Source organism: Nocardia sp. NPDC127579 (genome assembly GCF_042672005.1).
Taxonomy (GTDB): domain Bacteria; phylum Actinomycetota; class Actinomycetes; order Mycobacteriales; family Mycobacteriaceae; genus Nocardia.
In genome coordinates this window covers 252292-267214 of the sequence record NZ_JBHXVZ010000008.1, presented here as the reverse complement: position 1 = coordinate 267214, position 14923 = coordinate 252292, and the positions used below count along the sequence as shown (strand labels likewise).

Annotated in this window: 12 protein-coding genes; 8 read left to right on the top strand and 4 right to left on the bottom strand. The window is 67.6% G+C overall.

Annotated elements, in window-relative coordinates; translation table 11 throughout:
* Positions 1-6: 6 nt before the first annotated feature.
* The 4 genes from ACFVMC_RS26315 to ACFVMC_RS26300 all read right to left on the bottom strand — a co-directional run bounded on the left by ACFVMC_RS26315 (position 7) and on the right by ACFVMC_RS26300 (position 4053).
* Positions 7-570: a hypothetical protein gene (locus ACFVMC_RS26315; protein WP_379214516.1), complete on the bottom strand. Its 564-nt coding sequence runs from the start codon at positions 568-570 to the stop codon at positions 7-9.
* 71 nt (positions 571-641) lie between these two features.
* Positions 642-1793, bottom strand: coding sequence for a lipase family protein (locus ACFVMC_RS26310; protein ID WP_379214730.1), 1152 nt, complete (start codon positions 1791-1793; stop codon positions 642-644).
* 274 nt (positions 1794-2067) lie between these two features.
* Complete coding sequence (locus ACFVMC_RS26305; protein ID WP_379214515.1) at positions 2068-3282, bottom strand: saccharopine dehydrogenase family protein; 1215 nt, start codon at positions 3280-3282, stop codon at positions 2068-2070.
* A 105-nt stretch (positions 3283-3387) separates the two neighbouring features.
* Positions 3388-4053: a TetR/AcrR family transcriptional regulator gene (locus ACFVMC_RS26300; protein WP_379214513.1), complete on the bottom strand. Its 666-nt coding sequence runs from the start codon at positions 4051-4053 to the stop codon at positions 3388-3390.
* A 111-nt stretch (positions 4054-4164) separates the two neighbouring features.
* Between ACFVMC_RS26300 and ACFVMC_RS26295 the strand changes: the two genes are divergently transcribed.
* The 8 genes from ACFVMC_RS26295 (at position 4165) to ACFVMC_RS26260 (ending at position 14921) form a co-directional block, all read left to right on the top strand.
* Entirely contained in the window at positions 4165-6414 is a 2250-nt protein-coding gene (locus tag ACFVMC_RS26295; protein ID WP_379214512.1) for an MMPL family transporter, read from the top strand.
* A 312-nt stretch (positions 6415-6726) separates the two neighbouring features.
* Positions 6727-7464, top strand: coding sequence for a ParB/RepB/Spo0J family partition protein (locus tag ACFVMC_RS26290; protein WP_379214510.1), 738 nt, complete (start codon positions 6727-6729; stop codon positions 7462-7464).
* A gap of 161 nt (positions 7465-7625) precedes the next feature.
* Positions 7626-8705, top strand: a complete 1080-nt coding sequence (locus ACFVMC_RS26285; RefSeq protein ID WP_379214508.1) for a 3-oxoacyl-ACP synthase III family protein — start codon at positions 7626-7628, stop codon at positions 8703-8705.
* Positions 8706-8707: 2 nt separating this feature from the next.
* Positions 8708-9571 carry a hypothetical protein gene (locus ACFVMC_RS26280; protein WP_379214506.1) on the top strand — a complete coding sequence of 288 codons (864 nt, stop codon included), beginning with the start codon at positions 8708-8710 and terminating at the stop codon, positions 9569-9571.
* A 19-nt stretch (positions 9572-9590) separates the two neighbouring features.
* Positions 9591-12251 (top strand): aminotransferase class III-fold pyridoxal phosphate-dependent enzyme, encoded by a 2661-nt coding sequence (locus ACFVMC_RS26275; protein WP_379214504.1) that lies wholly within the window; start codon positions 9591-9593, stop codon positions 12249-12251.
* 59 nt (positions 12252-12310) lie between these two features.
* On the top strand, positions 12311-13654 hold the full coding sequence (locus ACFVMC_RS26270) for a cytochrome P450 (protein ID WP_379214502.1): 1344 nt from the start codon (positions 12311-12313) through the stop codon (positions 13652-13654).
* Positions 13651-14511 (top strand): SDR family NAD(P)-dependent oxidoreductase, encoded by an 861-nt coding sequence (locus tag ACFVMC_RS26265; protein WP_379214500.1) that lies wholly within the window; start codon positions 13651-13653, stop codon positions 14509-14511. The genes ACFVMC_RS26270 and ACFVMC_RS26265 overlap by 4 nt, the downstream gene beginning before the upstream one ends.
* On the top strand, positions 14508-14921 hold the full coding sequence (locus ACFVMC_RS26260) for an SCP2 sterol-binding domain-containing protein (protein WP_379214498.1): 414 nt from the start codon (positions 14508-14510) through the stop codon (positions 14919-14921). The genes ACFVMC_RS26265 and ACFVMC_RS26260 overlap by 4 nt, the downstream gene beginning before the upstream one ends.
* The last annotated feature ends 2 nt before the right edge of the window (positions 14922-14923 follow it).

Below are 14923 nucleotides of genomic sequence, written 5' to 3'. Positions count from 1 at the left end.
GGCGCCTCACACCGAATCGGGGACCGCGAGATCCGGCGCCGCGACCGTCGCGCGGTCCTCGACCGTCCGATCCCGGCGAACGCACAGGTCGTGCCGGATCAAGCTGGTCCCGGTCACCGTCCAGAGCCGAAGCGACCAGCCCGCCGGGCCGGCGACCGGCAGCGGTGGGGTGATCTCGATTCGGAGGTCCGCGAGGATCGGATCCGTGTGTTCGGGCAGACCGACGATTTCCTCGGGCCGCTCCACTCGATAGGACCATTTCTCGAAGGTTCGTGTGGTGTCCAGGAACGCCCGGCCGATCGCGATCGCCGTGTCGGCGCTCGGTTCGCTGCCGCGCACCACCGCGTCGAACGCCTCGGGCCGGCCGGTAAGCACCTGGACTTCGGCGCGCTCGGACAGCGCGAGGTGGACTCGCCGTGCGTGCCGCGCACCCGGCTGCTGGGCGTCGATCAGTGTCCAGCCGGACAGCCAGGCGGCGGGCAGCACCGTAAGGCCGGTGCGGTCGTCCGCGACCATGGTGGCGATGCCCGGTGCCACGGGCCGCAGGGCCTGAATGAGTCTGTTTCGCATGACACCCATCAGACCCGAAAACGCCGGGCGGCGCGGACAGGCCCCGACTCCTGCCCGCGCGCCGCGGCGGTTCAGCAGCCGGTGGGCACCGGCTCGTTGCGGAAGCGGCTCTCCACGTAGTTCCACGCCTCGGTGAAGCCGGCCGCGGCCGCGGTCATGTGCTCGGCGATGTCATAGGTGACGAGCTTGACGGGCGCACCCGCGCGGCAGTACCGGTTCGCGGTCTCCTCCACCGTGTTGTACGGCGTGAGCGTGTCGTAGCGGCCGTGCCAGATGTAGGTGGGCGCGGTCGGGATGCCGTCGTAGTAGCGCAGGCTGTTCTCGTGCAGCACCTCGCGGGCGACCGGGCTGTCCATCAGGCTCTTGGACGCGGCCAGCTGCTCGGCGCTGCGGAACATGCCGTGGAACAACAGGAAGCGACGGCAGGCGTCATGGGTGAACTCCCGGAACCACAAACCGTTTTCGTTCAGCTGGTCCGAGATCGGCAGGCGATTGGGGTACTCGCGCTCCAGGCCCATGGCCGCGGCGAAGGCGAGACCGAAACCGGGGTGCGGCTCGAATCCCAGACCCAGGGCCATCTGCTCCAGATCCGCGGGAATGCCGCCCGCGACCACCGCGGCGAGCTTCAGGTCGGGCGCGTAGCTGGGCTGCAGCGCGGCGGCCCAGCCGGTGGCCATGCCGCCGCCGGAGTAGCCCGCGAGGGCGACGGGGGAGCTACCGAGCCCGAGCTCGGTCGCGCGCTGCACGGCCTTGACGCTGTCCAGCGTGACCATGCCGCTGAGCTTGCCGGCGCCGTAGGCGACGGTCGGGCCCAGATAGTCCGGCATCGAGATGGCCCAGCCGCGCCCGATCGGCAGCATGGCGCCGGGTGCGTCCTGGAGTTCGCCGTTGAACAGCGACCGCGACGGATTGCACCGTGTGCCCAGCGAATTGATCAGGGCCTGGTAGGAGACCAGCGGAGGGTTGCGCACCCCGATGGGCAGCAGCACCGTGGTGATGCCCATGATCGCGTTGCCCTGGGAGTTGGTGGAGCGGAAGGCGACCTGCCAGCCCTCGGTACCGACGTAGAGGCTGCTGTCGATCCGCCGGGTGCGCACCACGTCGCCGGGCGCGAGATCGGCGATGGTGGCGGGCGCGGTGTAGAAGGGGTCCGGATCCGGTTGCGGATAGAGCGGTTCCGCATTACTCGGGGCGGCGCAGAGGGTGACCGCGACGAGGCTCAGGGCGAGCGTGAGCCATCGGGTGAGGAGTGTGTGCACGTTCTTCTTTCGGGCATTGCAACAGGCCGACGACGCGCCGCGGCAGTTTCGGTACCGGGCGGTCGTCGGCCGACGGGGTGGAGTGGGCGGCAAGGTGCGAGCACCGGCCACAGCGAGAACGTATCACAGCGGTGATCTTGAAATCACACCACTGAAAGGAGATTGATTCTGATCACATCGATTGCGCGAAAACCGTTGTGACCTGCGTTCTCTGGGCCCATCCGACCCAGACAGTGCGTCACTCGCTGACCGCGTAGAAGGCGGTCAGCAACGAGGTTTGCAGGCTGTCGGCGTTGTCCTGGGGGCTGGACCAGGAACGCGTGGTCGCAGTCATCGCCGCGGGCGGCGGATTGCCGATGCAGTGCGGGGCCAGCGCGGCGAAGAACTCGTCCGGATCGAGCAGGGTTTCCGGCGTGTGGACTCCGGGGTTCGCCGCCGAGCCGGCCAATTGCAGAGCGGCCACGGCCAGCGGGATACCGGTGTTCGTTGCCATGGTGCGACCGGGCACCTGCGCGAGCGCGGTGGCGACCGTGGCGTTCTCCCCGGACCGGGTACCGGTGGCGAGCGCGAACAGTGGAGGCAGCGCACCGCCTCCGATACTGCCCGGCGGCAGCACGCCCATGCTCCGGAAGGCCAGGTGAGCCGCCCGCTTCGGGCTGAGCAGATGCCGGTCCACCGACAGGCGCAGGGCACGGCACATGGCGATCAGTACTCGGCTGCCGGTGATCAGGTTGGTGTTGTGCCGCAACTCGGGGAACGCGCGATGCAGCGTGACAGCCTCGGGATGGCCGAAGCTCCAACCACTTCCGGCCCCGATGCCGGGATAGTCGACGGTGATCTCCTCCAGGGCGGGCCGATCGGTCAGCGCGCCGTCCCGGGTGACCTTGATGCTGCCGGTGATCTGCTGGATCGCGTGCAGATACGCCGCGTTCGGTTGTTTCGGGCTGGAATCGCCCGCCTCCCGGGCGTCTTCGCCGCTCCACGCGGTCACCACGGACTCGACGGTGTCGAGTTCGCGAGCGGCGGTCACCGCCAGCAGGTTGGAGACTCCGGGGCTGGCGCCCATCCCCACCAGCGCCACCACTCCCGCCTCGCGGGCTCGTTCGTGCATGTCGAGCATGGCGAGCGTGGGTTCCCAGTCGTCGCAGATATCGGCGTAGTCGCGGCCGGCCTCGATGGCCGCCGCCAGGATCGGCACGCCGAACCGGAAGTACGGGCCGACGGTATTGAGCACCAGATCGCACTCGGTCAGCGCGGCGTGCAGCGACCGGCGATCGGTGATGTCGAGTCCGAGGCCGGAGGCTTTGTCGCCCAGGCTCTTCGCGACGGTTTCGGCGTTTCCCGCGTGTAGATCGGTCACCACCAGGTGATCCACGGCGGGGGACTCGGCAAGCAGGCGCGCGGCGGCCCGCCCCATCTGTCCGGCGCCACCCAGCATCAAGATCCTCGTCATGGTGGAACCTCCCCAGGGTCGAAGTGACGGCTCTGTCAATCAACCTGATAGTGACTATCAGGTTACTTCGACTATACGTCTCCCCGGAGAAATTGCGAGGGACTTTCAGTTTTTGTGGCGTGGCGTCCGGCTGTGCGGCGCCGGGAAGCCGAGTACGGACTCGGCGCTGCGGGTCAGCGCCTCGATCGCGTAGGCGAGCGCGTCGGCGAGCGGCAGATCGAAATCGGTTTCCACCCAGTAGTCGAGCGCCGCGTCGAAACCCCACGCCAGCATGGCGGCGAGCAGGCGGATCTGGAGATCGTCGGGGTCGCGGCCGATGCGCGCGCCGATCACCTGACGCAACACGTCCTCGAGCCGGCGGGTCTCACGGGCCAGGCCGTCGCGGACATCGGTCTCGCTGGCGACATAGCGCATCCGGCGGCGAATGCGGTCCTCGTCGGTGCTGAGTTCGCGAATCAGCTCCGGGGCGGCCGCGCGGATCTCCTCGACGAACTCCTCCGGGGTGACCACCGTGTCGCTGTTCTGGCTGAGCAACTCGATCAGCCGGGGGTCGTACTCGTCCCAGAGGACGAGCGCTTCCTTGGTGCCGAAGTAGCGGTAGATGGAACTGGGGGAGACGCGTGAGGCTGTGGCGACCTGTTCGACCGTGACCGAGCGGAATCCGTACTCGTCGAACAGGTCGAGTGCGGCGCGCTGGATCTCACGCATGGCCTGGAGTTTCTTGCGCTCCCACACCGAGGGTGCGGAGGCGTTCGGCGCTGAACGAGGCATCCGTCGAGCCTACAACCGAAGCGAAAATTCAGGAAGTGACTTGCAGGATGGCGAGAAAGGCCCATACACTCGCGGATATCTGAGAGTCACTTCCAGGTTGGAGGCGGGGCTATGACGCAAGTACAGGCCAGACCCGAACGGGTCGAATCGGTGCCGGAGCGCCCAGGCGCGGGGCACCGGTGGGGCGCGTTCGTCGCCGCGCACTGGCGGTTGACCCTCGCGGTATGGGCGCTGCTGCTCGCGGCCTGTGCGGTATCGGTGCCCGCGCTCGAACATCGCCTGCGCGCACCGGATTTCAGTGTCGACGCGGCCGAATCGGCGGAGGCGCGCAAGATCATCGCGCGGCATTTCCCGGCCATCGGCGCCGAGCAGGACGTCATCGTCTTCGACTCCCGTGACCGTAGGACCGACACCGCGGACTATCAAGCCGTGGTCGCGTCGATGCTCACCGAAATCCGTGGCATCGCAGGGGTTTCGGAGGTGATCGGGCCGTTCGACGGTATGCCGGCCAAACTGGTCTCCGACGACAAGCGCACCGCGATCGCGATCGTCGGCATCAAGGGTGCGGCGGACAAACGCTCCGCTCTCGCCGAGGACCTGGCGCGGCGCGCGGCACAGCGCGGGTCGGACGGGATCTGGGTGGGCGTCTCCGGGCACACACCCATGGAGAACGACCAGGTCCGCATCGGCGTCGAGGACACCACCAAGGCCGAGCTCATCGGCATGCCGGTGGCGTTGCTGCTGCTGATCCTGTCGATGGGGGCGCTGGTCGCGGCCTCGGTGCCGGTCGGCGTGGCGCTGGCGGGTATCGCGGGGGCGTACGGCCTGATCTACCTGTTGTCCACCCTCATGCACTTCGACACGCTGGTGCTCGCCGTGGCGACCATGATCGGCACCGGCGTCGGCATCGACTACTCCATGTTCCTGGTCAGCCGGTTCCGGGAAGAGTTGGCGCAGAGCGCGATCGGTGATATCCGCGCGCGCACCGGACACGCCGTCGCGGTGACGATGGAGACCACCGGGCGCAATATCCTGGCCTCCGGGCTGATCGTCATGATCTCGCTGGGCGCGCTGTTCGTGGTACGCGTCCCGATCTTCCGGGCGATCGCCGGTGGTGTGGCGGCCGCGGTGACGGCAGCGCTGCTGGTCTCTCTGACCCTGCTGCCTGCGGTGCTCGCCGGGCTCGGCCCGCGGATCAATTCCGGTGCGCTGCCCAGGAAATTCCTGCCACCGGACGCGAGCGGCGCGGCGTCGGGCGGCATATGGGCGCGCTGGGCCGAACTGGTGATGCGCCGCCCGTGGCTGTTCGCGACGGCCGCCCTCGCCCTGCTGCTGATCTCCGCCGCACCGCTGGCCGGGGCCAAGTTCGGCTTGGACGCGGGTGTGGCCGCGCTGAAGGACCAGCCCTCGGGCCGGGCGGCGCAGGTGATCGAGCAGAAGTTCGCGAGCGGACTGCTGGCGCCGGTGCAGGTGGTGGCGACCGGGCCGGTGGAGGGCGCGCTGACCGCGGCGCAGGCCGAGAAGTTCACCGCCTTCACCACGAAACTGCAAGGCGACAAACGGATCTCGGCGGTCATCCCGGAGACCTCGGACAGCGGACGCCGGGTGGCGACGGTGATCCTGAAGGTGGCCTTCGACGCGCCCGAAGCTACGGACCTGGTGAAATCGCTGCGCGCGGACGCGAAGTCGGTGAGCGCGGACGGCGGTCCCACGCTGCGGGTCGGCGGGGAGACCGCGGAGTACGTGGACTTCTCCCGTGAGATCGGGATCAAGTCGCCGTGGGTCTTCGGGCTGGTGCTGGCGAGTTCGTTCGTCTTCCTCGTCATCGTGTTCCGGAGCATCCTGCTGCCGGTCGAGGCGATCGTGATGAATCTGATCGCCATCGCGGCCGCGATGGGAATCACGGTCGCGGTATTCCAATGGGGGCTGGGTGAATCGCTGCTGGACTTCCAGAGTCGTGGCTTCGTCCAGGTATTCCTGCCGACAGTGGTGTTCGCCGTGCTGTTCGGTCTCTCGATGGACTACGAGGTGTTCCTGATCGGCCGCATCAAGGAAATATTCGATATAGAGGGCGACAACAAGCGTGCGGTGGCGGCCGGGTTGGCGCACACCGCACGGCCGATTACGACGGCGGCGGCCATCATGGTGGTGGTGTTCGGCAGTTTCGTCACCGCGCACATGCTGGAGGACAAGCAGATCGGATTCGCGCTCGCGGTGGCGGTCGCGATCGACGCGATCATCGTCCGGCTGATGCTGGTGCCGGCGCTCATGCAGATATTCGGACGGTGGAACTGGTGGTATCCGAGATTTAAACGGCCGAAGACCGTCGCGGTGAACGTTCGGGAAAGCCTCACTGTCTGAGACCGTCTGCGGACCAGTTGGTCCGTAACAATTCGACCGCTCGGGGAAACCTGGGCGGTCGAATTGTTGTCCGAAAGTTACCGGCGTGCAATACTTTTCCCGTCGGAGGGTCCCGAACAAGGGGGTTCGGCACACCGAGTATGTGACGGACTTTTGTTACTTTCTACAGTTTCGGGGTTACGTATGAACGGAAAAGCTACGGCTCGCGTAACGCACGGCAACGATGCCGCCGATCGGCTCGCCCGGGTCGGAGTTTCGCGGAATGTTGTAGATATTCCCATCGCGGCGCTGGCGCGTGGTGAATTTCTCCGAGTGCGCGAGGTGGATATCGCGCACGCCCAGGTGCTCGCTCAGGTCGAGTCACCGCTGCCGCCGATTCTGGTGCACCGCAGCACCATGCAGGTCATCGACGGTCTGCACCGGCTGCACGCGGCGAAATCGAATGGCCGGCAGACGATTCGCGTGAGATTCTTCGAGGGTAGTGCCGAGGAGGCATTCGTCTTGGCGGTGGAGGCCAACTCCGAGCACGGGCTGCCTCTGACGCTGAAGGATCGCAAGGCCGCGGCACTGCGGCTGATGGTGATGTACCCGCTGTGGTCGGATCGCCGGGTGGCGGCCGTGGCCGGACTGGATCACAAGACGGTCGGTGCGATCCGGCGCCGGGCGGGTGGGGAGATTCCCCAGACCTCACGCCGGCTCGGGCGCGACGGCCGGGTGCGCCGGCTGCGCCAGCCGGTGTCGCCACCTAAACCTGTTCGTAACACCGAGAGTCCGGTGACGCCGATGCGTACCGTGCCGTCGATGATGGACAGCCTGCGCCGTGATCCGTCGCTGCGCCTGTCCGAGACCGGACGTCAGCTCCTGCGCTGGCTCGACGCCGCGCCGCGCACGCCGGCCGAGTCGTCGGAGCTGGCCGAGCAGTTACCCGAGCACTGCCTCAACCTGATCCTCGAACTCGCCCAGCAGAACGCGGAGACCTGGCGCCGATTCGCGGCCCGGGTCGGCGATCGCCTCGACGAACAAGCGCTCACCATCGCCAGTAATTCCTGAAAAACGAATAGAAGATGAACGATCGGCCATTCTTCGGAATGGCCGATCTTCTCGTTCATTGACCCGGGCGGCGCCGGTATCGAATGATGAAGCGCAGAGGCAACGATTGGCCTCGATGGAAATCTGAGCCAACCTCCAGCAGTCGAAACGGAGCTGATCCGATGCGTTCGGAAAGTGAAATTCACAGCAGGATCGAGTCGATCGGGACCTACCTACCGGAAAAGTCGGTCAGCACGGCCGATCTGCTCGCGCGTATCGATACCGAACGGTTGAACGGCGGGAAGGTGCCGCCGATCGAAGAATTGACCGGCGTGAGCGAGCGGCGAGTATACGACGACTCCGAAGAGAATTACGAGGACTCGTTCGCCCTCGCCGCCAAGGCAATTCGGGACTGCCTGGCGAAGTCGCAGTACGAAGTCGGTGACGTCGATGTCATCATCTCCGTCTCGATCACTCGCACGGTGGGTCGGGCGCACAATGGCTACGAGCCCTCGCTGGCCGCGCTGCTGGCCGAGCAGCTCGGTGCGAAGCAGGCGATCGCATTCGACATCTGCAATGCCTGCGCGGGCATGGTCACCGGCATCATGGTGCTGGACCGGATGATTCGCGCGGGAGTCGCCCGAACCGGCATCGTGGTCAGCGGCGAGCAGATCACGCCGATTGCCGAGACCGCGGTCCGGGATATCACCGAGAAATATGATCCGCAATTCGCGTCGCTGTCTGTAGGTGATTCCGGAGCCTGTGTTCTGCTGGATCGCGCGACCGACGAAGCGGACATCATCGAATATGTCGAACTGATGACCTCGGCCTCGTACGCCGAATTCTGCATCGGCAGCCCGAGCCGTCACAGCGAAGGCATCGCGATGTACACCGACAACAAGTCGATGCATACTGAGGAACGCTATTTGCAGGGCATCACCTGGTATCTGGACTACCTGCGGGAGCGGGGCACCGATATCGATGGCGAGAAACTCGATTTCATCATTCATCATCAGTTCAGCGCCCGGGCCCTGGACTACATCAACGCGCTGCTGGAACGTGAATCCGGCCGCCCGGCGCCGGAGAGTCTGACGGTATTGGAGCGGTACGGCAATACCGCGTCCACGTCGCACTTCATCACCCTGCACGACCATTTGAAACGCGGCACCATCGCGCCCGGGTCGAAGGTTCTCATCGTGCCGTCCGCCTCCGGGATGGTGTACGGCCACATGTCCGTTCGTGTCTCCGCACTGAAGGCTTGATCATGCGTGTATCCATTATTTCCTCGGTCACCGTCGGCGCCTCCACGGGCGCGGGCTCGGTGGAACGTTCCGCGCTGGCCGTCCGCGAGGTCCTGGACCGGTCGGGTATCGACAACGGTGAGGTGGGCCTGCTGCTGAACACCGGCATCCACCGCGACGAGAACATCGTCGAGCCGGCCATCGCCGCCCTCATCCAGAAGAAGGCCGGCATCAACCTGCAGTACCACGGTCAGCGGGCCCCCGCGCTGTCCTTCGACATCATGAACGGGCCCTGCGGATTCCTGGACGCGGTGCAGGTGGCCGCCGTGACCGGGCCGCACAAGGTGGTCATCGTGGCGGGCGAGGGACACCCCTCGCGCACCGAGCACCCGGACTTCCCGTACCTGACCAGTGCCGCCGCCGTGGTGGTCGGCCCCAGCCCGGACGACGCCGCCGGATTCGGGCCGGTCTACCGGGCCCGCACCACCGCGCCGGACAAGCCGCTGGCCTATATGCCGCTGGCCACCATGGGCACCGAGGGCGTGCGCGTGCTCGGCTTGGACCAGCCCGAGGAGGCCGCGCTCGAACGCGGCCTCGATATCGCGACCGAGGTGGTGGTCCGCTGCCTGGAACAGGAGGGCCTCGACCCCGCCGACTGTGTCCTGCTGGCGGGCGAACCCCGCGCCGGATTCGCGAAAACCGTTGCCACCGCGGCCGGTATCGACGAGGTGCACACCCCGGGCACCCCGGCCGATCCGCACAGCGCGGCCCTGCCGTTCGCCTACCGCGCGTGGCTGGCGGCCGAGCCCCGGGGCCGAGCCCGGCACGCCCTGTTTCTTGCCGCCGACGGCCATTTCGTCGCGGCCTGCGCGCCCTACGGGCTCTGAGATCTCTGGAGGAAATGCTATGAACCCGAAGTCGACATCCCCGCTGTTCGCCACCGGCATGGCCGCCGTCGAGGCGGGCCGCCTGCTGTGGTGGACCGGCCTGTACGGTGCCCGCTATGTGGCCAGCGGCGCGGCCCGTCGCGCCGACGATCGCAAGGCGGCCGCCCGGCTGCTGCGCGGTTATCTGCTGCGCATGGGCCCGCTGTATGTGAAGGCGGGTCAGGTGCTCGGCACCCAGACCGGTCTGCTGTCCAAGGACGCCACCGACGAGTTCCGCGACTTCTTCTCGGGGCTCGCACCGATGAGCCGCACCGAGCTCACCGAGACCTTGCGCCAGGAACTGCGCGCGCCGGTCGAGCAGATCTTCGCCGAATTCGATTGGGAGCCGGTCGCGGTCGGCTCGGTTGCGCAGGTGCACCGGGCCACCCTGGTCACCGGTGAGAAGGTCGCCCTGAAGATCGTCAAACACGGTGTCCCGGAACGGCTCCGGGCCAGCGCGGCGGTGCTCGGTGTGCTGCTCGGGGCCGCCGACCGGCTGGTGCCCGCGGTGCGCAAGCTCGATGCCCCGGCGCTGTTCGGTGAGCTGCGGCCCTACCTCACCGGCCAGACCGACATGCGTGCCGAAGCCGGACGGCAGCAGGCGGTCGCGGAGAACTTCAGCGCGCACCCGTTCGTGCGGATCCCGCGGGTCTACACCGAGTACTCGACCGACCGGATCCTGGTGATGGAGTACGTCGACGCGATCTCCGGGGAGAAGGTGCACGAGCTCGTCGACGCCGAGCACCGCCCCGAACTCGCGCGCCGGATGCAGGACATGTTCGACACCATGGCCTACTTCCACGGGCTGTTCCATGTCGACCCGCACCCGGGCAACATCATGTTCCGGCCCAACGGTGAGATCGTCGTCCTGGACTTCGGCCTGGTCGGCGAGCTGAACGAAGAGGACAAGTGGGGCCTGGCCGCCTTCTACTTCGCCTGCACCCGGCAGGAGTGGGACCTGGCCTGCACCCGGTTCACCAACGCGTTCATCGATGACCGCGGCACCCTGGACCAGCACTGGGAGGAGTACTCCAGCAAGCTGGAAGGCATTCTGGCGCACCACTTCCAGGAGCAGAGCGATCGCTGGTCGACCATGTCGTTCTTCGACGACGCCAGCAACCTGGTGGCCAGTTACGGCGCGCGCCCGACCACTCGCTTCACGCTGCTGTCGCTGGCCTTCCTGACCGGCGAGGGCTTCGTCACGGTGGTCGACCCGGAGATCGACATCTGGGCCAACGCCCGGCGCTTCAACGACAAGTACTCCCCGTACATGAACGCCGAGCTCCAGGCGGAGTTCGACACGGTGATCGGTCAGATGAGCCCGAAATCCATGGCGGCCAAGAACAATCCGGATCGCGCGCTGATCGCGCCGACCCATCTCGACCGCTATGTGATGCCCAGCCAGTATCCGATGATCATCGACGAGGCCAAGGGTTCCAAGGTCCGCGATATCGACGGCAACGAGTACATCGACCTGTCGTGTGGTTACGGTCCGCACATCCTCGGGTACGCCCCGGAGGTCGCGGTCGAGGCGATCCAGCGGGCAGCGGCCAAGGGCGGCGTGAACGCCATGGGCAACCAGTCCGAACTGGAGCTGGCCGAGATCATCGCCGACGCCTTCGATCCGCTGTCGAATGTGGTGCTGTGCAATTCGGGCACCGAGGCGGTGCAGGTGGCGCTGCGCATCGCGCGGGCGCACACCCGGCGCGACCGGGTCGCCAAGTTCGAGGGCCACTACCACGGGTTCTCCGATCAGGGCACGGTCAGTTCGTGGTTCGTCTTCAGCGGCGCGAAATACCAGCCGGCGCCGATCAATTCGGCGGGCGGGCAGAAGGCGGTGACCGAGGGCACGGTGCTGTTGCAGTACGGTCACCCCTCGGCCTTCGAGACCATCGCGCAGCACGCGCACGAATTGGCCGCGGTCATCGTGGAACCCATGCCCGGCGCCACGCTGAGCTACGACACCGCGTTCCTGACCCAGCTGCGCGAGACCTGCACTCGGCACGGCATCGTGCTGATCTTCGACGAGGTGGTCACCGGTTTCCGCGTGCACTTCGGCGGCGCGCAGCATCTGGCCGGCGTGCGCCCGGACCTGACCGCGCTCGGCAAGATCATCGGCGGCGGGCTGCCCTGCGGCGCGGTGGCCGGCCGGCCGGAGTTCATGGAAACCGGTCGCACCACCGGTGATCCGTTCCGCGACGTGGACGAGCGCGCGTTCGTCGGCGGCACCATGTCCGGTAACTCGATCACCACCGCGGCCGGCCGGGCGGTGCTCGACCATCTCGCCCGGCACCCCGAGCTCTACACCGAGCTGCACGCCAACACCGTGCGCCTGACCAGCGCGATGAAGGCGGCCGCCGACGGGCTCGGCATCGCCTGCAAGGTGAACGGCGCGCACTCGATGTTCAACGTCGCCTTCGACTACGCGACCCCGAAGCTGGTGCGCGACAAGATCGCCGGCACGAATATCAAGGCCAGCCTCGCGCTGGCCTACTACATGCGCAAGCACGGTGTCTACTTCCCCGAGCTGCACGGCATGTTCCTCAATGCCGCGCACAGCACCGACGACCTCGACCACATCGCGGACGCGTTCGCCAAGTGCATCGGTGAGATGCAAGAGCACGGCCTGTTCCTGGCGTGACCGGATGCCGGGCCCCGGGTGCGGGGCCCGGCACATGAAAGGCGGACCGAATCATGTTGATGGAACGAATAGAAACCGGGCGCGGCACCCTGCTGCGCACCCCGCCGGGCCCCTGGTTGCCTGCCGTGGTGCAGTCGGTGGTGTTCACCTGGTGGCGGCACCGCTGGGCGGCGAGCCTGCGGGCGAAGTTCGGCGATGTCGTCTCGGTGCAGATCTACCCGTGGCGCAAGGTGATCCTGCTCTACGACCCCAAGCACATCGCGGCCATGTTCGCCGCGCCGCCGGCGAAATTTTCTGCGGGCGAGGGCAATCGGGTGATGGCCCCGGTAATGGGGCACAAGTCGGTGTTCATGGTCGACGGTGACGAGCACAAGCGCCTGCGCAAGCTGATGGCGCCGCTGTTCGGCCGCAACGCGGTGCGCGGCTACCAGGACATGGTGCGGGAGCTGACCCGCGCCGAGGTGGACCGCTGGCCGGTGGCCACGCCGTTCGAAAGCCACGACCGGATGCGGGAATTGACCCTCGACATCATGTCGCGGGTGACCTTCGGCATTGCCGACGGACCGCGCTTCGATCGGATGCGTGAGCTGCTGGGCCGACTGCTGGACATGGACCTGATCGTGCTGATGGGCCTGAATGTGCCCGGCGCGCACCGGGTCGGGCCGTGGCGCGCCGCGGTCCGGCTGGTCGAGCAGATCGACACGCTCGTCTACAAGGTGATCGCCGACCGGCGCACCGATCCCGAGCTCGCCGAGCGCACCGACGTGCTGTCGCGGCTGCTGGTGGCCGGCGGCGGCCCGGACGGCCTGTCCGACCTCGAGATCCGCGATCAGCTGATCACCCTGTTGATCGCCGGGCACGAGACCACCGCGACCGGATTGGCCTGGGCCCTGCACGAATTGGCCCGGGACAAGCAGGTGGCGGCCGAGGCCGCCAAGGCCGCGGTACTCGACGACACCGCGTATCTGGAAGCGGTGGTGAAGGAATCGCTGCGGATGCACCCGGTGATCTTCGAGGTGACCTGGACGCTCACCGAGGATGTCGAACTCGAGGGTTTCCGGCTGCCCGAGGGCAGCACGGTCATGCCGATGATCGGGATCGTCCAGAACGATCCGGCGAATTTCCCCGAGCCGCACCGGTTCCGGCCGGAACGGTTCCTCGAGGGCCCGATACCGCCCGGCCACTGGGCCCCGTTCGGCGGCGGCGCGCGCCGCTGCGTGGGCGCGAACTTCGCGCTGATGGAGGCGACCGAGGTGCTGCGCGTGCTGCTGGCCAAGCGGGCAATCGTCACCGACCGGCGCGCGCCGGAGGCGGCCAGCTCCAAGCACGTCGCCTTCGCGCCGGCCAAGGGCGCGTTGATCAGCGCGCCGCCGCTGGTGGAGGTCGGGGGTGACGGCCGGTGACCGAATTCGTGGGCCGGACCGCGGTCGTCACCGGTGCGGGATCGGGCATCGGCCAGGCGCTGGCGCGCCAGCTGGCCGCGGCCGGTGCCCGCCTGGCGCTGTCGGATATCGACGAGGTCGGGCTCGCGGCCACCGTGGCGCAGGTGCGTGAACTGGGCGGGGAGGTGCGCTCGGAGATCCTGGACGTGCGCGACCGCGCCGCGATGCTCGACTACGCCGAGCGGGTCGCCGACCGGTTCGGCGCGGTGCACCTGGTGATCAACAACGCGGGTGTCACGTTCACCGGTGAGCTGACCGATACCGAGTTCGCCGACCTGGAACGGGTCATGGCCGTGAACTTCTGGGGCGTGGTGCACGGCACCAAGGCATTCCTGCCGCACCTGATCGCCTCCGGGGACGGGCGGCTGGTGAATATCTCCAGCGTGTTCGGCCTGGTCGCGTTTCCGGGGCAGAGCGCCTACAGCGCGGCCAAATTCGCGGTGCGCGGTTTCACCGAGGCGGTGCGCATGGAGGTGCGCGCGGCGGGGCATCCGGTGCGTGTCACCTGCGTGTGCCCGGGCGGCGTGAAGACCGCCATCGTGCGGAATTCGAGCGCGGCGGCGGGTATCGACGTCGATGTGCTCGCGGCCGCGTTCGACCGGGATCCGGGTGTCACCCCGGTCGCGGCGGCGCGCACCATCCTGTCCGGTGTGCGGGCGGGCCGGGCGCGGGTGCTGGTCGGCAGGGACGCCTGGCTGCTGGATCTGGCGCAGCGGCTGCTGGGTCCGGCCTATCAGCGGCTGGTCGGGCCGGAGGGCGGGCGGCTGCTCGAACAGATCCGGCGCGGGCCCGCCGATCGACTGCGGGAGACGACATGAACCTCGACACCACCGAGAACGAGTTCCAGCGGCTGGTCACCAGTTCCTCGGATCGGGAGCTGGCCGCGCTCATGGCGGATCCGGCGCAGCGACCGGCCATTCTGCGGCGGATCTTCGAATTATGGTGCGCGGGCGTCGATCCGGTGCAGACCGCGAAGGTCGACGCGCTGATCCGCTGGCAGATCGGCCGCCCCGCCGACACCTGGGACATGCACATTCTGCACGGCGCCTGCACCGCCGTGCCCGGCCCCACCCCGGCCACCCCCGTCGTCACCATCACCCTCGGTGACGTGCCCTTCCTGCGGGTGATCGCCCGCCAGGCCAACGGCGTGCACCTGCTGGCCACCCGCAAGATGCGCATTTCGGGCAGCATCCCGACCGCCATGCGCCTGGACGCCTGGTTCCCCTGATC